This is a genomic window from Kitasatospora sp. NPDC052868 (assembly GCF_044547105.1).
Lineage (GTDB): Bacteria > Actinomycetota > Actinomycetes > Streptomycetales > Streptomycetaceae > Kitasatospora.
Genome location: NZ_JBITZW010000046.1, coordinates 1 through 16,754 on the forward strand (window position 1 = coordinate 1; position 16,754 = coordinate 16,754).

Sequence of the window (16,754 nt, forward strand, 5' to 3'; positions counted from 1 at the left end):
CGGCTCGGCCGCCCCCGGGGCGGTCGACCCGCCGGGGAGTTTCAGCGGGTGGAGCGAAGCGGAGGCCGGTGAAAGTCTTCGGCGGGCTTGGCCGGGCGGCCCCGGTTGGGGGTGGCAGGGTTCGGAGGCGCCCACCGAGGGATCACCCGCGCAACGGCCCGCACCACCCACCGAGGTGCAGACACCAAGATCACCGGGGCCCACCCCCTTGGAGGTGGCCCGCCGGAGGCATGCCGTGACGCGAGCCGGAGCACCCTCCGGCGGCAGGGGAGGGGCGGGTGCAGAACCCGGGCGAACCGGACACCCGCTCTCGAACCCGTTACGTAACGGGTTTTGACGCGCGGTCCGGTTCAGGGGCGGTCGGCGGGCGGAGCGAGGGGAGCCGACGGGGTGGGGAACGGGCGGGGCGGAGGCAGGGCTGCGGCGAGGTTGGAGAACAGCTCGTAGACCCGCCAGCCGACGAAGGCGACCACCACCAGGGTGACGGTCAGTGACAGCTTCGACCGGGTCACCAGGGCGACCGTGCTGCGCAGGAGCTGCCGATTGGCGCTCTCCCAGGCGGGGGCCGGCGGTGCCCAGGGGAGGGGGCGGACCGGGGCGGGCGGGGCGTCGACGGGGGTGATGCTCTGCTGCTCGGGCTCCCGGCCGTCGTGCACGGCGTCGATGTGCCGACGCTGCTCGTCCCGCGCCTCGAAGGGGTACTGGTGGTCGCTGATGGTGCGGCAGACCCCGCAGCGGTACCGGTGCAAGATCATGATCCCCTCCCGGCGGGGCGTGTAGTCGAGGGCTGTAGTCGGCGTGTAGTCGGGCGTGTAGTCGTGTGGTTTTCGCAGGTCAGCCGCCGGGTGTAGTCGAGCCCGGCGAGGCCCTGGCCCTCCCCGGGGGAGAGGGCTTGGAAGGGGCTGTCCGAGCATGCCAGAGCCCCCGCCCGGCCGGTGGCCGAACGGGGGCTCAGGTGGTGCTGATCGGGGAGGTCTACACGGCCTCGGCGAGAGGGCGGTCCGGGACCGGCTGCTGGGGCAGCGCCGGGGGCCGCCCGAAGTGGGCCTCCCAGCCCGCCACGGACAGGCCCGGGGAGACCCCCTTGCCCACCCGGATCTTGCGCTCGACGGGGAGGCCGGCGGCCCGCGCGACGGAGCCGAAATCCCGGGTGCTGTACGCAGGGTAGTGGCCGTGCCGCTGGAGGGAGGCGAGGACCTCGGACAGGTGGACGTGCCCGCGGCCCTCGTCGGCCTGCGCCCGGATGGCCACCATGCACTCGACGGTGGAGACCAGTTCGGCGTCGGTGAGCTTCGCGCCGGGGAGGTCCTCGACGGCCTGGTCCTCGTCGTCCTCGGCGTCCTCGACGGCGTCGAGGTCGTCGCCGTCGAGGTCGTCGCCGTCGAGCAGCTGCTCGTCGTCCTCGGCGGAGGCCTTCGCCGGGGCAGGGGCGTGGATCAGTGCGGCGATCCACCACACCCCGGCCAGCAGGCCGATGCCCGGCCCGACCCAGGGGCGGGCCAGGGACCAGACCAGCGGCCCGCCGACGACGAGCAGCAGCGCCGCCGCGCCGGCGGAGTCCTTGAACTTCTCGAAGCTGGCCTTGCGGGCGGCCTTCGCCCGCTCCAGCTCGACCTCACGGGCCGCCACCTGCCCGGCCTCCTGGGCCTGGAGGAGTGCGGCGCGCTTGACCGGGTCGGTCTCGGCGATCAGCTTCTTGGCGAAGGCGATCTCGGCGGCCTCGGCGACCTCGGCGGCGATCCGCTCCCGGTTGGCCTGGAGCGCGGCGGCCTCGGCGCGCCGCGTGCGGTGGGGCGTCATCAGCTTGTGGATCAGCACGGGGGTTCCGGTGCACAGGCCGGTGACCGGCCACAGCAGGGTGGCGCGCAGGCCCTCGGTGGGGATGATCTTCTCCATGGCGGTCAGCCGATGAACGAGGTGATCAGGCCGCTGAGGATGCTGGACGGCAGGGCCCAGAGTCCGCCGGCGGCGGTGAACAGGGACGGGGCGACGGCACCGAACAGGGAGTCCTTCCAGGCCCGCGGCTTGAGTCCGAACACCGCGATGGTCAGCACGGCGGCCGTCGCGCCGGTCTTCCACTCGCCGAGCGCGGCGTTGGCCTGGAAGGACGTGCTGAGCTGGTTGCCGATTCCGGCGAGCTGCTGGAAGGCGGTGCCCGCGTTGGCGGAGAGCAGGCCAATGCCGAACGCCCAGTAGGGGACGTGGTCGGGGTCGACCTTGATCTTGTTCTTCCCGCGGACGCCGACGTACAGGTACATGGTGGTGACGGTGGCGGCGCCGCCCGTGCCGAGTGCGATCAGGGTGCTCATGGTGGGTCTCCTTCGAGGTCAGTAGAGGGGGAGGGCGGCGAGGACGTCGCCGAGGCCGAGCGCCACGGCGAGGCCGGAGGCAACCGGGATGCGGGCCAGGACCATCAGCACGAGCGGGAAGGGCCGGGTCACCTCGCTGACGCGCAGGCGGCCCCGGTCGCGCAGGTGCAGGTCGATGGCCCAGCCGAAGAGGGCCAGGAGCAGGCCGACGTACGGCCCGCCGGGGGTGATCAGCGGGATCAGGCCGGTGATGTACCCGCCGGTCGCGCTGATCGCGGTGAGGACGCACCAGCGCCGGAAGCGCCGGGTGCGGTCGGAGGGACCGGCCTCGCGGGCGGCCCGGCGGCGCTGGCGGCGGGCCCGCGCCTTGGCCTCGCGCTGGTCGGCGAGCTGCTGCTGACGGTGCCGCTTGGTGCGCTGCTCCGGGGTCTCCCCGGCGGCGGCCAGGCGGGCGTCCTCCTCGGCGCGGGCCCGCAGCTTGGCGCTCTCGCGCTCGGTCTGCAGCCGGGCGGCCCGGTCCTCCGGGGTCTCGGTGATCCGGGCGCCGAGCATGTCGACCAGGCCGACCAGGTCGTCCCGGCGGAGCGGCTGGTCGGGAGTGAGGATCTTCTCGACGCGGTGGCGCTCGGCGCGCTCGGCGGCGGTCTCCCCTGCGGCGGTGAACGCGGCGTCGCGCTCGGCTCGCTGGGCCTTGACCAGGGCCTCGTACTCGACCTGCTGCCGGGCGTACCGCTGCGGCTCGGTCTCGGTGAGGAGCTGGCCGACCTGCTGGCCGACCTGCGAGGCGATCGCGGTGGCCTGCTCGGTGAGGAGCTGGCCGACCGGGGCCCAGAACGCGGCGGCGGCAGCCTCGACCGAGGGGAGGTCGAGGCCGGCGCCGAGCGGCACCGGGATGTGGACGCCGGGCACAGGCTGGGCCGGGATCTCCTTGCGCCACCACTCGGTGACCACCTCGACGGCGGGCTCGGGGGTCGGCATGCCGACGGTGGGCGGCTCGGACGGGGGCGGGGGGACGGTCACCGGTTCCACCCCTCACGGCGCATCAGCAGGCGGATGCAGTACCAGGTGAGCCCCGCGTCCCCCAGGATCAGGAAGAAGCAGATCAAGTTGCCGATCACTGTGTTTCTCCAGGTCGGGAGGGGTGCGCACCCCGGTGTGCAGGGGGTGCGCACCCGAGGCGGTCAGGTGGTGGTGGGCTGGCCGAGCTGGTCGCGGCTGTGCGTGGTCCGCGGGGCGTGGACCACGCGGCCGTTGGCGCGGGCCTCGTCGTAGTCGCTGCCGGACCAGACCCGGCCGTCGGCGGCCTGGTGGTCGGGCGTCTCGGTGCGGGTCGAGGGCTTGGCCTCGCTGCGGCGGAACATCAGCGCTCCCCCCGCGCGGTGCCGGTGACGACCAGGACGTCGCCGTCGATCTCGACCAGCGCGTAGTAGGTCACGCAGCCGGCGGGGCTGGTCGGGCCGTCGGTCGCCTTCAGCGAGCGGCACCACGGGGAGCGGATCAGCTCGGTGAGCTGCTGAGCGGTGATCGGCTCGGTGGCGGTGTAGGAGGTGGTGGTCGTCGGGCGGATCGCGCCGATGATCGGCAGGCTGCGGTCGGTCACTTCGACCCACCGCCCAGCAGGCCGCGCAGGAGGCGGGCCGCGGCGGACCCGGCCTTGGCCAGGTCAGCGGGGGTGATCGGGGGGATCTTCGGGGTAGCGTCGGGCACGGCTGAGTCCCTTCACGGAGGGGGTTGGCCAGAGCCCCGGCCGGGTCGCTTCCGGTCGGGGCTTCTTGCATCACCGAATGTAGACCAAAACACTGACTTGGTCTACCCCTCTAGTGATGTACGGTCCTCTTGGTCTACCGTTTGGTGATGAGCGGGCAGCACGCCCGTCCGACGAGGAGGAGGAGGGAATGGCCGGATACGCAGCGATCGCCGCAGATTTCCGCAGGCAGATCGAGTCGGGACAGCTCAGGCCGGGCGACCGGTTGCCGACGCTCAGGGAGGTGATGACCGAGTACGGGGTCGCGCAGCAGACCGCTGCCCGCGCCTACAAGGCGCTCCGGGCCGACGGGTTGACCACCGCGACCACCGGCGGCGGTACCGTCGTCGCCCAGCTCGGCAGCGACAACATCGCGGCCCGGGTCCGTAGTTGGTCCGCGACCGGCAGGGCGCTCGGTGAGTCGGAGAGCTCCCGGATCGTGGAGGTCGGCACGGTCGGCGCCGACGAGACCGTGGCGGCCCGGCTCGACGTCGAGCCCGGAAGCCCGGTCCACGTCCGCCGGCGGGTCGTCAGTCGGGGCGGGGTGCCGGTGCACGTCAGCTCGTCGTTCTACCCGCCGCATGTCATCGAGGTGACGCCGGAGTTGACCGAGCCGGTCTCCACCGGAGGCAGCAGGGAGCTGGCTGCGGAACGCCTCGGCGTCCCGCAGAGCAGCGTCCTGGAGGAAGTCACCTCCCGGCTCGCCACCGAGCCGGAAAAGGACCTGCTGGGGCTGACCGGGTCTACGGTCGTCACCCAGGTGGTCCGGACCGTCTTCCTGACCGACGGCCGGGTGGTCGAGGTGGCCGTCAAGGTGGCGCACGGCAGCACCGTGCTCCGCTGGTCGACGCCGCTCACCTGATCAAGTCCGCAACACAACTGTGGCCGACCCCGTGCAGCCGGGGTCGGCCCGCAGAATCCACGAGGAGAGGTCCCACGTGAACCGCACCACCGAGTATGACCCGCGCACCGAGGTGCGCACCCCCGCGCACCAGGTGCACACCCCCGCTCACCAGCCCATCAGCACCGCCGCCAGGATCGTGCTCGGCGTGATGTTCGTGGCGATGATCAGCGTCGGCATCGCCGGCGGAATCGCCACCTACGGCAACATGAAGACCGCGCTCGGGTCGAGCACCACCGCGCTCGGCGTCGTCGCCGTCGGCGAGGGCGGCACCGCCGTCCTGGGCCTGGGACTTGTCGGCCTGACGCTCCTCTCCAGGCCCTACCCGCTGGGCATGCGGCTCGGCCTCTGGCTGATCCCGATCGCCGGATCGGTCACCGGCGCGACGGCCGCACTGATGCAGAAGACCCCGGACTACCAGCACGTCATGGTCAACCTGGCGACGCCGTTGGCGATGACCGTCGCGGCGGAGATGGCCGGGTACCTCGCTCGCTCGATCGTCGTCGCCTCGCGCGGGGTCGACGCCGAGGCCGACCGGAAGACCGGCGAGACCCTGCGCCGGATCGAGTGGCACCAGGCGCGGGCCGAGCACCACCCGAACGAGCGCACCCGCAACCGCTCGGCGAAGGCGGCCTGGCGGCTGGCGAAGCGCCTGGGCCGGAACGACCCCCGCCTCGGCCAGCAGCTCCCCGCGGCCTACGCCGAGCGCACCGCCACCACCGCGCTGACCGCGCTCGACTCCCTGTACCACCGCGTCCCCGCGCAGCAGCCGGCGGAACTCCCCGCCGCCCCGGCCCCGGTGGTCCCGGCCGCCGTCGAGCCGCCGACCACGCCGACCGTCGAGCAGCCGCCCGCCGTCGAGGAGGAGCCCGAGGTCGTCACCGGCACCTACGCCACCGACTGGATCAAGAACGAGTCGTGGCAGCCGGACCCGTCGATCTACGCCGCCTCGTACCAGGAGGCCGAGGTGGTCGAGGACCAGGCCGTCGAGCCCGCGCAGCTCCAGCTCCCCGCCGACCGCTGGCTCCAGTCCGTCCCCACCGAGGTGCACACCCCGGTGCACACCGGCTCTGACCAGCAGGTTGACGAAGACGACCAGGAGCCGGAGACCACTGGAGAGATGACCGCCGAGCGCCGCCGGGAGATCATCCTGGAGGCCATCGCGGCGGGCAAGAGCCAGCGCGAGACCGCCAAGCTCGCCGAGTGCTCCCCGAGCTACGTCCGCAAGGTCGTCAGCGGGGAGGCCGCCGCGTGAGCACCTGGCCGAACAAGACCGTCCCGCAGTTCACCAACGCCGAACTGGCCGCCGCAATCGAGCAGCACCAGGACGACCCGGACCCGGTGATCCGCGATCTCGTCCGCAGCTGCACCGACGAGTGGGAGCACCGCCGCGGAATCCGCCGCAGCCTCGCGGTGGAGCAGAACCGCGCCGACCTCGCCGCAGAGTTCTGCTGACCACCAGAAACGCCGCAGGGCCCGCCTCCCTGACGGGGGACGGGCCCTGACGGTCTTGTAGGTCACACGGGTCACTTTCGCGCCGTGCACCTCACGTAGCGCTTTCGTACGGCATGATCTACCCCAGTACAAAAGCTGGACTAAGGGCCCTGGCAGGCCCCGCCGTCCGGCCGAATCCCTTCACTGTCGCCACTGAACCGGCGATCGACAGCAGAGGAACCCGACGCTGACAAGCGTAACGGGTGAAGTGCCCCTCGGCGCAACACCCCACGAGACTGGTGCACACCAAGGTGCGCACCCCGGTGCACACCAGATGCACCCCCAGGCCAGCGGCCCGGACGTCGCTCCCGCACGCGCGGTCGAGCACCCGGTCACCCCGGCGACCTTCACCGGCGAGCCGACGCCCGCCCCCCAGCCCGAGCACACCCACCGCCACGAGGGCAGCCAGGCGCGGGCGGAGGTCCGCCCCGACCGGCGCGGCCGTCCCGGCCTGGCGGCCGTCGCCGCCGCCGAGAAGGCCGGCGGACTCCACCTCACCCGCGAGCAGGAGGCGGCGTTCCTCGCCCGCTCCGCCAAGGTGTTCGATCTGCTCAAGGCCAACGACCCGTCATATATCGCCCCAAACCCCCCGAAACGGTCACAGGCGGCACCTGGGGCGGCAGGGCAGACGGTGCGCCTCGGGAAGTTGGGAAAAACCGCAACCCCCCAGGACGGCACTGGAGGCCGTTCCAGCAGGTCAGACCGGCAGGAGACGTCCCGTCAGAGGGGCGCGAAGGTCGCCGCCGACAAGGCCCAGCGGAAGGCCGAGAACGCCCGCCGGGACCGCCTGGACGACTTCCGCGAGCGGATCCAGCCGTACACCCCGGACGAGCCGTTCCGGGCCTGCAACCGGCTGCCCGTCCCTGCGGCGGCCCGCACCAAGACCGACGTCCCGATGACCTACGACGGGAAGCGGGCCCGGTGGACCCAGCTCCGGCAGTGCAAGCGGGTCCACACCTGCCCGACCTGCGGACAGGGCATCAAGGCCCAGCGCCGCGCCGACCTGGAGAAGGCCAACGGCCAGTGGGCGGAGGAGCGGCACGGCCTCGCCATGGGCACCTTCACCCTGCGCCACTACAGCCGCAGCACCCTCAAGGACCTGATCCGAATCCAGCGCCTGGCCTGGGCATACGCCTTCGGCAAGCACTCCGGGCGGCAGTGGCAGAAGATCAAGGCCAAGTACGGGATCACCTTCGACGTCCGGGTGTGGGAGACCACCTACGGCACATCGAACGGCTGGCACCCGCACTTCCACGTGCAGTACTTCCTGGCCAAGCCCCTGACGGCCAAGCAGGCCGGAGAGCTGGAGGACGTCCTGTACCGCCGCTGGTCGGCGGGCGTCACCAAGGCCGGCGGCTACCTGCCCAGCCGGGAGCGCGGCGTCAAGCTGCTCGTGCCCAAGCCCGGCGAGGAGGGCGCGTTCGCCAAGTACATGGTCAAGGAGATGACCGGTGCCGACACCAAGACCGGCAAGAAGGGCCGGCGGACCCCGCACCAGATCGCCGAGGACTGGCTGGAGCGGGTCGAGGGCCTGGACGCCGAGGCCCGCAAGGCGATGCCCGCCAAGGACCGGCACGACCTCGCGCTGTGGCGCGAGTACGTCGCGGCGGCCCACGGCCAGCGGTACCTGCGCTGGTCGCCCGGCGCGAAGGCGTACTTCGGCATCGACACGCCGGACGACGACGACCAGGTGAAGACCCAGGAGGAGAAGGACGCGGAGGCGGCACCCGTGGTGCTGACCGTCGCCCTCGCCGCCTGGTTCGCCGGGGTCATCAGCCGTCGTGGCAGGTCACTGGCCATGCGCAAGGCCGTGGAGACCGGCGGCATGGGCAAGGTGCAGGGCCTCATCGAGGAGTGGAACGCCGAGGAGATCGAGCGCTGGTCGGCCACCGACCCGGCCAAGCGCCGCCGGGGCGGACCGGTGCAGATCGTCTGGGGCCGCGACGTCTGGGTGCCCGGCGAAGAGCCGGCCCCGGACACGCCCCCGTCCAGCAGCGAGCTGAGCGGCGCCGACCCCGGAGCCGACCTGCTCGCCGAGTTCCGCGCCCGCGCCAAGGCCGAGGCCGACGCGAAGCCCCAGCAGCTCGTGCTGTGCTGACCGCACACCAGGTGCGCACCCCCGCGCACCAGCCCCGATCGGGTGCGCACCCGGGTGCGCACCCCCGACCCGAGGAGACCTCGATGACCCGCCGCCCGCTCGGCCCCGGCTACGACCCGGAGCACCAGGCCGTCGCCGACGTCCCGCGCCGCCGAGGCTGGACCGTCGCCGAGCAGGCCGCGCTCGCGCCCGCGGATCCGCCGGCGGTCCCGGCCGCCGCGACGCCGACCGGCCGCCGACCGCTCGCCCTGCGGACGCCGGGGGACCAGGCGCCGTCAGCCGGCTGACCCGGGTGGCCGCTCCCCCCGGCGCGAGCGCCGGGAGCCGGGCCCGAGGGGCCCGGCCGCTGGGGCCGGTGACGTGAGATCAGGCATCAGCGCTGGTGAGGCCGTCGCGGCGCACGGTCCAGGGCGTTGGCCGCCCAGTCCCGCACACCACGACGGAGCGAGCTAGGGAGCGGCGCTGCGCTTGCTCCTGCTCGCCCGCCCCTCGCTACGCTTCGGGGTCGGGATGGGGCCGCGCCGCCTGGCGGCGACGGGCCCGCCGGCCCGCGCCCGAGGGGGCGCGTGCTCGGCATCCGCGAGCGGCGAAAGGCGGGCGTGGTGGGTGGCAAGACGGGGCGGCTGACGGCGGCCGGGTACCGGTCGAACCGGCACACGGTGAACCTCTCCGACGAGGAGGAGGAGCTGTGGCAGGCGGCGTTCGCGGCCACCGAGCACAAGGAGTTCGCGGTGTGGGCCCGCGCGGCGGTGAACGACGCGCTCGGCCGGCCGGGGCTCGGCGAGGTGCCGCGGGTGCCCGAGGTCAACCACGGCGCCTACATGGCACTCGCCAGGGTGGGCAACGACCTGAACCAGCTCACCCGTGTGGTGCACTCCGGCGGGTTGCCCGCCGACCTGCTGCCGCGCCTGGCGGCTGCGATCGAGGCGGTCGGCGACGCCGCGCTGGTGATGCGCGGGCTGCGGCCGTTCGGCGACGTCGACCAGGACGACGAGGACCAGGACGTCGAGGACGTCGAGCCGTTGGGGCCCGGGACCTGGGTGGACCCGGCGTGATCGCCAAGATCACCAAGGGCAAGCGGGCCAGCGGCGCGATCCGGTACGACTTCGGCCCCGGCCGCCGCGACGAACACCAGGACGCCCGGGTGCTGGCTGGGAACGTGCCGGGCACCCCGCAGCAGGTGGCCAGGCTGATCGACCACCACACCCGGCCGTCCGGGATCAAAACCCCGATCTGGCGGTGCTCGCTGAGCCTGCCCGACGAGGACGGGGTGCTCACCGACGAGCGGTTCGCGGTGATTGCCCAGCAGTACGTCGAGCGCATGGGCTACGGCGGGTGCCCCTGGGTGGTCGTCCGCCACGGTGACGACCACGTCCACATCACGGTGAGCCGGGTCGGCTGGGACCGGCGGGTGGTGGACGACCACGGCGACTACCTCAAGTCGATGCCGATCGTCCGCGCGCTGGAGAAGCAGCACCGCCTGGTCGACGCCGGCGCGCTCTCCAACCGCCGCAACCCGCAGGTCAGCGGGCAGGAGCGGGCGGCGTCGGTGAAGCGCGGCGCGGTCGAGCCGGAGCGGCTTCAGATCCGCGCGGCCGTCGCCGAGGCGGTCGCCGCCGCCGCCGGGCGGGGAAGGCCGGCCTTCGAGGCCGAGCTGCGCCAGCACGGCGTGGACTACCGGGCGAACGTGGCCAGCACCGGCCGGATGAACGGGTACTCGTTCTCCGTCCCGGCCTGGACGGACGCCGAGGGCGCCCAGGTCTGGGTGACCGCCAGCAAGACCAGCAAGGACTACGCCTGGCAGAAGCTCGGCCCCGTGCTGGAGCCCAAGGCCGTCGCGCCCGAGGCGACCGGGCCGGACCTGGCCGCGCTGCGCCTGGCCGAGGCCCGCGAGCGCGCCGTCGACCAGCGGGCGGAGGTGGTGCGCACCCTGGGCACCACCCCGGCCGGAACGGTTCCCGACCTGGTCACCGCGCTGCGCACCCTGCGCACCACCCTGGACACCCGGGAGGGCACCCTGGCCACCGAGACGGCCACGGCGATGCGCCTGGACGGCCTGGTCTCCGGGGTCGGCATGGGCCCGCGCCGCGGTGAGCTCCACCGCCGGCGGATCGGACTGCAGGCCGCCGTCGGGCACGAGGCCGAGGCGGACGGGCACGCCACGGCCGCCGGGCAGCACCGCCAGGAGGCCGCCGCCGCCCGCGAGGTCGAGGCGGAGTCGAAGGCGGGCACCGCCTCGCGCTGGCCGCGCAAGGCGAAGAAGGCGGCCGACACGGCGGCCACCGCCGCCGCCCTGGCGGCCCGAGCCGAGGCTGAGGCCGCCCGGCTGGAGGGGCTGGCCGCGCGGGCGCTGGAGCGGGCGGCAGAGGCCGCCCCGGACGTGCGGGGCCGGTACGACGAGGCGCTGACCGCGCTGGAGAGCGGCTGGCAGCAAGCGGAGCGGGCGGCGATCGGCGAGGACTCCCGCAACGCGCGGATCCAGCAGATCGACCATCAGCCGCCGCTCCAGGCCGCCCGGCTGGCGGTGGCGAAGGCGAGGCGGGGCGTCGAGCAGCTGCTCGCGGAGCAGGCCCGCCGCGCCGCACTGCCGCCCGAGCGGCTCCAGCTGGAGGACCAGGTCCGCGCCGACCTCGCCCGCGAGGTGACCGCCCGCGCCGCCCGGGCGGGCAGCACCACCGCCAGGCCGTCGAAGAAGGCGGTGCCGAAGAAGGCCGCGCCGAAGAAGGCCGGCCCCGGACTCGGACAGCAGTTCCCGCCGCACCTGCGCCCGGGCAACGACCCGCGCGGCCGCGGCGGCGCGCCGGGCCGGTAGCCGCCGCCGGGGGTGCACACCCCGGTGCGCACCTGCCGTGACCATGGCCGATGCCGGGTGCGCACCCCTTGACCGGCGGTCCCGGGAACGGCCCCGACCGGCCACGGAGGAGGGGGCGCGCGCGGACCCGCCGCGCTCCCGCGAACCTCCGCGCGCTCTAGAACTCGTTACGTAACGGGTTTTAGGATTGGGGCAGAGCCCGGGACGCCCGTCGCGGTGCTCCCGGACCGTGCCGAGAGGGGCCCCGATGCCCAAGGTCAACCTGTTGCTGCCCGCCGAGCCCGACGTCCTGGCCGACCTCTACGCGATCGAGGAGGGCCTGCTGATCCAGCTGCGCCCGCTCCCGGACGAGGACGGGGAGTCGTGGTCGCCGCTGCCCAGCCACGTCGACGGTGAGGTGATCTACCAGTCGTACCTGCGGGTCCTCGACGCCCTGGGGACCGGTACGGCCGACGTGGTCTACGGCCGGGCCGACCTGGTGCCCGGGGTGCCGGTGCTGATCGGCGCCGACGGCCGGACGGAGCTGGTGCAGCTGCTCGACGTTCAGGTCGAGGCCCGGGACCTGATTCACCTGGGCTGGCTGCGCGACGAGCTGGCCAAGGCGGAGGACGACCTGTCGACGTTCCTCGACGACGTGGCGGGCGACCGGCACGCGCCGTGGTGGCGGGGGGAGGGCACCGACGGCAAGGAGGTCGCGGCCTGGGTCCGCCGGGCGCTCGCCCCGGTGCTCAAGACCGAGATCACGCGGGAGGCCGCGAAGGACGGGGCCGACCTGCTGGCCCTGGTCCGGGCCGGGGCGGGCCAGGAGCGGATCGAGCTGACCCCGCTCCAGGAGGAGCTCTACGGCCGGTACATGGTCGACCTGATCCGGGCCACCGCCTCGACCCGGGTCGACGCTGAGCTGACCGCGTTCGCCACGGGGCTGCGGTGACCGAGGAGACCACTCGGGCCGAGCAGCCGGCGGACCCGCCGAAGCGGAAGCCGAAGCCGAAGCGGGCCGCCACGCTGCGCGTCTGCGTCTGGTGCGGGACGCCGTTCGTCCCGGCGAACAAGCGCGGGCCGGCGCCGAAGTACTGCAAGCCCGGGTGCAGGGTGCGGGCGCACGAGGAGCGGGTCCGGCAGCGGGAGCTGGCGGCAATCCACGGCCGCCACGAGAAGCAGCTCGACCGGATCTTCGGCGCGTTCGGCAAGGCCGGCGCGGCGAAGGCCCGCAAGGCCGCCGAGGAGGCCGAGGCCGAGCAGGCCGGGCCCGGCCCGCAGATCCGGGGACAGGAAGAACTCACGTGGTGACCGCCACCGACGCAGGGGAGACGACGATGACGACCTACCAGACCACCGCGGTGCCGGGGCAGCTGTCCCCGGCCGCGCCGCTGGACCCGCAGGCGGTGCGCGACCTCGCGCGGCACGCCTCCGACGTGCTGTTCCCGGCCGGGATCGGGCCGGACCGCACGCCGCTCGGCGAGGCGGCGGCCCAGCTCTCCATCGCGCTGAGCGGGTTCGGTCGGCTGGTGTCCGCCGAGCCGGTCGACCAGCTGGAGTGCGGCGAGGAGGTCCTGTCCCGGCTGCGCCGGGCCTCGGGGCACGTGTACGAGCACATGGCCGACCAGGTGCCGCCCGCCGAGCTCAAGGGCCGCAACGTCGGGCTGGTCGACAGCAACCTGCGCGAGGGCCTGCCGGTCGTCGGCACGCTGACCGCCGAACTGCTGCTGGCCGGGGACGAGACGGCCACGGTCGCGCTCACCATGACCGACGCGCACCGCTCCGTCGCCGTGCTGGACGACGACACCACGGTGCCGGTCCCGGTCGCCGACCACCTGGTCGTGCGTGACGGGCTGCACGAGCTGGCCCGCATCCTGGCGCCGCTGGCGACCGGCAAGGGCGGCCAGCAGTGAGCGCCGCCGGGCACCGCCGGGTGCAGCCGGCCTTCGCCGTGCTGCGCGCGGGCACGGTCCGCCGCATCGGCATCGAGGCCGAGGAGAAGCTGCTGCCGTCGATGCTGGAGCAGAACCCGGAGCCGCTGGCCGCCGCGGCCTGGCAGATGGCGGTCGCCTTCCGCGCGCTGGGCGACCTGATCGAGTCCGGCTCGGACAAGGCGGTGGCGGCCGGCGAGGACGTCGCCACCCGGCTGATGAGCGCCCTGGAGGACGTCCACCGGCACCTGGGTCGGGCGGTGCCCGCCGGGCGGCTCGCCGAGCGGAGCTTCGAGCGGCAGGTCGACCGGATCGACACCGGGGAGGCCGCCGTCGGCGCGGTCACCGTCGAAGTGGTGCTGGCGGAGGGCGTGCGGGCCGCGACGGTCCACCTGGCCCAGGAGCGGCCCGACGCCCCGGTGCAGATCCGCGGCGACGTGAAGGCCGGCGGACAGCTCGACGGCGCCGCGCACCTCGACGTCCAGGCCGGGCTGGAGATGGTCGCCCGCGCCCTCGCCCCGTACATCGAGGAGTCGGCCACCCGCCCGCTCTGACCGCCGTACCGCTGCCCGCCGACCCGGCCCGCCTGGGGAGGCGGGCAGCGGCGTTCCCGGGGGTGCGCACCCGCTGCGCACCAGGCCGAACCGGGTGCGCACCCGGGTGCGCACCATCCGGCCGGCGGGGTGCAACCCGGGTTGCTGCCCGGGGTACCCGGGCGCTTGCCGCCCCGGGGCCCCGGCCCCGGTCGGCACTCCCCGGCGCGCATCCCGTGCGTTCGCCCGGCCCGCCGTTCGCGCCGGGAAGCACCGCCCCCGAGCACCCCTGCCGGACCGCCGCGCAGGCCCTCGCCTGGGCAGCAAAAAGGACGGCCCGAGAGCCGCCCGTATCGTCGCGGAGTGACGATACCTTAGTCCTCCATTCGATCTTGGTTCCGTTTCGGATCCCCTTTGGAGTCCCGTTCGGGGTCCTCTTTCGGGTGCTCTTTCGGGTTCCGTTTCGGGTTCCCCAGCAGGGTCGGCGACGTCGCCGAGGACAAGGGGTCTGACCTGCGGGACAAGGGGGGTCAGCGCGGCGGTTCGGGGCGCCGACAACTTCCCTGTGGACCCTCTGCGGCGGCGATCCGGTCGAGGGAAGCGATCACCTCGGCGCCGTTCGGCGCGTCGAGCACGGCGTCGACCAGCCGCACCAGCCGCGGGTCGAGGGCGGTCTCCAGCAGCTCGGCGGCGAGCCGGTCCACGTAGTCCATGCCGCCGATGATGAGCGTCGAGGACCGGCCCGCGCGGCGGGCACGCCGAAGGCCGGCGGTCCCGGCAGCGTTCACCGGGTGAACCCGAGATCCCGTTCACCGGGTGAACAGCACCGCCGTTCACCCGGTGAACGGGGTCTCCCCGCGCCTGCGCGGACCATGATCAGAGGCATCTGCAAGAGGTGTCTGGTCGGTCGCTCGGGTCGTGATGCATAGGAGTGGGTTGTCGGGCCGGTGGCCTTGATCATCTCGAAGTGTCTGAGCTGTGGTCGTTCTCGATCTTGGATTCCTGGTCGGTGGTCGTGGTCGGTTCGGTTCGCCGTCGGATGGCTGATGCAAGGGTGTGATCGTCGTGATCATGGTCGGCGGCAGGTAATGCACATGGTGTGGCGAGACGGGTGGTGCCGGTCGGGCAGGGCGGTCGTTGGGCAGGGCATGAGGACGTGGTCGAGGCTGGTGTGCGGTGGCAGGGCGGTCGGGTGGTGCGGGCCGGTGGTGCGGCGGGCGGACGGCGGGGGTCGGCGGTGACGGGGTCGGCGGCCTGGGTGGAGCCGGAGGGGACGGGGCGGCATCGGCGGCCGAGGGGCGAGGAGGTGCCGGAGGTTCCGCCGGCGCGGCACCAGCACCGCAAGCCGCGGCCGGAGGAGCTCCCGCCGCCGCCCGTGGTCGAGGCCCGGGTGCAGCCGGAGGTCGAGGAGCGGGAGCCGGCGCCGGTGGTCTCGTTGCACGGCTACCGGCTGCGGCGCGGTCGCGGCCGACGCACCGTGTGATCGGGGTGGGGAGGGGCGGCAGGTGTCACCCGAAGGCGGCACGGCGCCCCTCGGTGGCCCGCTACGGTCGGCGCATGACTGATCACACCTCGATCCTGATCCACCCCGACGGCCGCGCCGAGTGGGTCGAAGACAAGACCACCGCCGAGGAGGCGCTGGGCAACTACGGAGTCGGCCGGGCCTGGCTCACCGACGCCTCGCTCGGGCTGCGGATCAGCATGTCCGACTGCGCGCTGATCATGCCGGAGTTCGAGCCGAACCCGTTCGCCGTCCGCGTGCTGGCGCACGTAGCCGGCCTCGACCCCGCGGGTGCCCAGACGACGCGCGGCCCGGTCGTGCTGTTCGCCTTCGACGGGCGCAACGAGTGGGACAGCTCCCGCCCGTTCACCGCCGCCGAGCGGGCCGTCATCACCGAGGGGCTGACCGCCGCCGGGTGCACGGTCAGCTGACCGCCGCCGAGGAGGACCAGGCCGTCGCCGACAGCCGGTGAGTTTCGCCCCGGGGCGTCCGGAGGGCCGGTGAGTTTCGCCCCGGGGTTCTCACCGGTTTTCTCCCCATCGCAGGTCAGGGCGGGTGTGCACCCCCCTGCGCACCCGGGTGCGCACCCCGTCCGTGCGTCGAGGTCGGCGACGGCCTGGTCCCCGCCGCCGACGTGGTTGCTCCGGAGGTTGCCCCGGAGGTTGCTCGGCGAGTTGCTGCGGAGGTTGCCTGGCGGGTTGCCTCGGAGGTTGCTCCGGGCTGGCCCCGGTTGTCCCGTGTCCGCGCTGGTCAGCGCCGGGGACAACCTGGTGCGGGAGGTCCGACTACTTCCCCACGGACGGGTCCGGGCGAAGTGCACCTCTCGGGTGTCCCGTGCGGCCCGGTGGAGTGGAGGGTGCCCGGCCGCGGGCGCGGGCCCGCCGGCGGCCGGGGCCGGTCTCGTTTGGCTGCTCGTCTGGGTGCTCGCTTGGGTGCTCGTCTGGGTGCTCGGTTGGCTGCTCGTTTGGCGTCCGGGTCCGCGCCGGGGCCGGTGGCGTCCTCGCTGGTGGGAGGGCGGCCGGGGCGAACTCACCGGGGCGACATACCTCCCTGGGGCTGCTGGGTGTGGGCTGGTTGGTGCTGGCGGTCGGCGGCGGGTTGGGTCGCTCGGCGGCGCTGGCCTTCTCGTCTGCGTCCGGCGGTGGCCGGCCGCGCGCGGTCGGGGGAGAGGGGCGGTGCGGTCGGCGGCGTGGACCAGGCCGTCGCCGTGGAGGCCGGGATCGTCCTGGGGGCCGTGGTGACGAACCCCCGCCGTTGCCGGGAAGGCCGGCCATCGTCCTTCGCCCCAAGGGTCGGGGCAGCGGGTGATCCCTCGGTGGGCGGCTCGCGGTGGTGGCCGCGCCCGGCCGGGGTCGTTCGGCTCGGCCGCCCCCGGGGCGGTCGACCCGCCGGGGAGTTTCAGCGGGTGGAGCGAAGCGGAGGCCGGTGAAAGTCTTCGGCGGGCTTGGCCGG

General features: G+C 74.0%; 20 protein-coding genes. 13 read left to right on the plus strand and 7 right to left on the minus strand.

Features of this window, described 5'->3' with window-relative positions; all coding sequences use genetic code 11:
- Positions 1 to 350: 350 nt before the first annotated feature.
- The 6 genes from ACIGZJ_RS36535 to ACIGZJ_RS36560 all read right to left on the minus strand — a co-directional run bounded on the left by ACIGZJ_RS36535 (position 351) and on the right by ACIGZJ_RS36560 (position 3,909).
- On the minus strand, positions 351 to 755 hold the full coding sequence (locus ACIGZJ_RS36535) for a hypothetical protein (RefSeq protein WP_396461335.1): 405 nt from the start codon (positions 753 to 755) through the stop codon (positions 351 to 353).
- Between the two features lie 220 nt (positions 756 to 975).
- Positions 976 to 1,896: a hypothetical protein gene (locus ACIGZJ_RS36540; protein WP_396461336.1), complete on the minus strand. Its 921-nt coding sequence runs from the start codon at positions 1,894 to 1,896 to the stop codon at positions 976 to 978.
- Positions 1,897 to 1,901: 5 nt separating this feature from the next.
- Positions 1,902 to 2,309, minus strand: a complete 408-nt coding sequence (locus ACIGZJ_RS36545) for a hypothetical protein (RefSeq protein ID WP_396461337.1) — start codon at positions 2,307 to 2,309, stop codon at positions 1,902 to 1,904.
- Between the two features lie 18 nt (positions 2,310 to 2,327).
- Entirely contained in the window at positions 2,328 to 3,329 is a 1,002-nt protein-coding gene (locus tag ACIGZJ_RS36550) for a hypothetical protein (RefSeq protein WP_396461338.1), read from the minus strand.
- A 161-nt stretch (positions 3,330 to 3,490) separates the two neighbouring features.
- Positions 3,491 to 3,670, minus strand: a complete 180-nt coding sequence (locus tag ACIGZJ_RS36555; protein ID WP_396461339.1) for a hypothetical protein — start codon at positions 3,668 to 3,670, stop codon at positions 3,491 to 3,493.
- Positions 3,670 to 3,909 (minus strand): hypothetical protein, encoded by a 240-nt coding sequence (locus tag ACIGZJ_RS36560; RefSeq protein WP_396461340.1) that lies wholly within the window; start codon positions 3,907 to 3,909, stop codon positions 3,670 to 3,672. Before ACIGZJ_RS36560 ends, ACIGZJ_RS36555 begins: the two co-directional genes overlap by 1 nt.
- A 295-nt stretch (positions 3,910 to 4,204) precedes the next feature.
- Here ACIGZJ_RS36560 and ACIGZJ_RS36565 point away from each other — a divergent pair, with 295 nt between their 5' ends.
- The 11 genes from ACIGZJ_RS36565 (at position 4,205) to ACIGZJ_RS36615 (ending at position 13,822) form a co-directional block, all read left to right on the plus strand.
- Positions 4,205 to 4,915, plus strand: a complete 711-nt coding sequence (locus tag ACIGZJ_RS36565) for a GntR family transcriptional regulator (RefSeq protein WP_396461341.1) — start codon at positions 4,205 to 4,207, stop codon at positions 4,913 to 4,915.
- A gap of 76 nt (positions 4,916 to 4,991) precedes the next feature.
- Positions 4,992 to 6,209, plus strand: coding sequence for a hypothetical protein (locus ACIGZJ_RS36570; protein ID WP_396461342.1), 1,218 nt, complete (start codon positions 4,992 to 4,994; stop codon positions 6,207 to 6,209).
- Complete coding sequence (locus tag ACIGZJ_RS36575; protein ID WP_396461343.1) at positions 6,206 to 6,409, plus strand: hypothetical protein; 204 nt, start codon at positions 6,206 to 6,208, stop codon at positions 6,407 to 6,409. The genes ACIGZJ_RS36570 and ACIGZJ_RS36575 overlap by 4 nt, the downstream gene beginning before the upstream one ends.
- Positions 6,410 to 6,722: 313 nt before the next feature.
- A complete protein-coding gene (locus ACIGZJ_RS36580) occupies positions 6,723 to 8,546 on the plus strand; it encodes a hypothetical protein (RefSeq protein ID WP_396461344.1) in 1,824 nt (607 codons plus the stop codon).
- 83 nt (positions 8,547 to 8,629) lie between these two features.
- On the plus strand, positions 8,630 to 8,833 hold the full coding sequence (locus tag ACIGZJ_RS36585) for a hypothetical protein (RefSeq protein WP_396461345.1): 204 nt from the start codon (positions 8,630 to 8,632) through the stop codon (positions 8,831 to 8,833).
- Between the two features lie 315 nt (positions 8,834 to 9,148).
- Positions 9,149 to 9,601, plus strand: coding sequence for a hypothetical protein (locus ACIGZJ_RS36590; protein ID WP_396461346.1), 453 nt, complete (start codon positions 9,149 to 9,151; stop codon positions 9,599 to 9,601).
- Complete coding sequence (locus ACIGZJ_RS36595; protein ID WP_396461347.1) at positions 9,598 to 11,358, plus strand: relaxase/mobilization nuclease domain-containing protein; 1,761 nt, start codon at positions 9,598 to 9,600, stop codon at positions 11,356 to 11,358. Before ACIGZJ_RS36590 ends, ACIGZJ_RS36595 begins: the two co-directional genes overlap by 4 nt.
- 247 nt (positions 11,359 to 11,605) lie before the next feature.
- Positions 11,606 to 12,289, plus strand: coding sequence for a hypothetical protein (locus tag ACIGZJ_RS36600; protein ID WP_396461348.1), 684 nt, complete (start codon positions 11,606 to 11,608; stop codon positions 12,287 to 12,289).
- Positions 12,286 to 12,648 carry a hypothetical protein gene (locus ACIGZJ_RS36605; protein WP_396461349.1) on the plus strand — a complete coding sequence of 121 codons (363 nt, stop codon included), beginning with the start codon at positions 12,286 to 12,288 and terminating at the stop codon, positions 12,646 to 12,648. Before ACIGZJ_RS36600 ends, ACIGZJ_RS36605 begins: the two co-directional genes overlap by 4 nt.
- A gap of 26 nt (positions 12,649 to 12,674) precedes the next feature.
- Entirely contained in the window at positions 12,675 to 13,250 is a 576-nt protein-coding gene (locus ACIGZJ_RS36610) for a hypothetical protein (RefSeq protein ID WP_396461350.1), read from the plus strand.
- Entirely contained in the window at positions 13,247 to 13,822 is a 576-nt protein-coding gene (locus ACIGZJ_RS36615; RefSeq protein ID WP_396461351.1) for a hypothetical protein, read from the plus strand. Before ACIGZJ_RS36610 ends, ACIGZJ_RS36615 begins: the two co-directional genes overlap by 4 nt.
- Before the next feature lie 509 nt (positions 13,823 to 14,331).
- Here ACIGZJ_RS36615 and ACIGZJ_RS36620 read toward each other — a convergent pair.
- A complete protein-coding gene (locus tag ACIGZJ_RS36620; RefSeq protein WP_396461352.1) occupies positions 14,332 to 14,514 on the minus strand; it encodes a hypothetical protein in 183 nt (60 codons plus the stop codon).
- A gap of 593 nt (positions 14,515 to 15,107) precedes the next feature.
- Here ACIGZJ_RS36620 and ACIGZJ_RS36625 point away from each other — a divergent pair.
- Positions 15,108 to 15,284 (plus strand): hypothetical protein, encoded by a 177-nt coding sequence (locus ACIGZJ_RS36625; RefSeq protein WP_396461353.1) that lies wholly within the window; start codon positions 15,108 to 15,110, stop codon positions 15,282 to 15,284.
- A gap of 74 nt (positions 15,285 to 15,358) precedes the next feature.
- A complete protein-coding gene (locus ACIGZJ_RS36630; protein ID WP_396461354.1) occupies positions 15,359 to 15,733 on the plus strand; it encodes a hypothetical protein in 375 nt (124 codons plus the stop codon).
- The last annotated feature ends 1,021 nt before the right edge of the window (positions 15,734 to 16,754 follow it).

What these genes read in the sequence shown, in the direction of transcription:
- ACIGZJ_RS36535 (WP_396461335.1), bottom strand. Translation starts at nt 755, where the DNA reads ATGATCTTGCACCGGTACCGCTGCGGGGTCTGCCGCACCATCAGCGAC.
- ACIGZJ_RS36540 (WP_396461336.1), bottom strand. Translation starts at nt 1,896, where the DNA reads ATGGAGAAGATCATCCCCACCGAGGGCCTGCGCGCCACCCTGCTGTGG.
- ACIGZJ_RS36545 (WP_396461337.1), bottom strand. Translation starts at nt 2,309, where the DNA reads ATGAGCACCCTGATCGCACTCGGCACGGGCGGCGCCGCCACCGTCACC.
- ACIGZJ_RS36555 (WP_396461339.1), bottom strand. Translation starts at nt 3,670, where the DNA reads ATGTTCCGCCGCAGCGAGGCCAAGCCCTCGACCCGCACCGAGACGCCC.
- ACIGZJ_RS36565 (WP_396461341.1), top strand. Translation starts at nt 4,205, where the DNA reads ATGGCCGGATACGCAGCGATCGCCGCAGATTTCCGCAGGCAGATCGAG.
- ACIGZJ_RS36580 (WP_396461344.1), top strand. Translation starts at nt 6,723, where the DNA reads ATGCACCCCCAGGCCAGCGGCCCGGACGTCGCTCCCGCACGCGCGGTC.
- ACIGZJ_RS36585 (WP_396461345.1), top strand. Translation starts at nt 8,630, where the DNA reads ATGACCCGCCGCCCGCTCGGCCCCGGCTACGACCCGGAGCACCAGGCC.
- ACIGZJ_RS36600 (WP_396461348.1), top strand. Translation starts at nt 11,606, where the DNA reads ATGCCCAAGGTCAACCTGTTGCTGCCCGCCGAGCCCGACGTCCTGGCC.
- ACIGZJ_RS36610 (WP_396461350.1), top strand. Translation starts at nt 12,675, where the DNA reads ATGACGACCTACCAGACCACCGCGGTGCCGGGGCAGCTGTCCCCGGCC.
- ACIGZJ_RS36620 (WP_396461352.1), bottom strand. Translation starts at nt 14,514, where the DNA reads ATGGACTACGTGGACCGGCTCGCCGCCGAGCTGCTGGAGACCGCCCTC.
- ACIGZJ_RS36630 (WP_396461354.1), top strand. Translation starts at nt 15,359, where the DNA reads ATGACTGATCACACCTCGATCCTGATCCACCCCGACGGCCGCGCCGAG.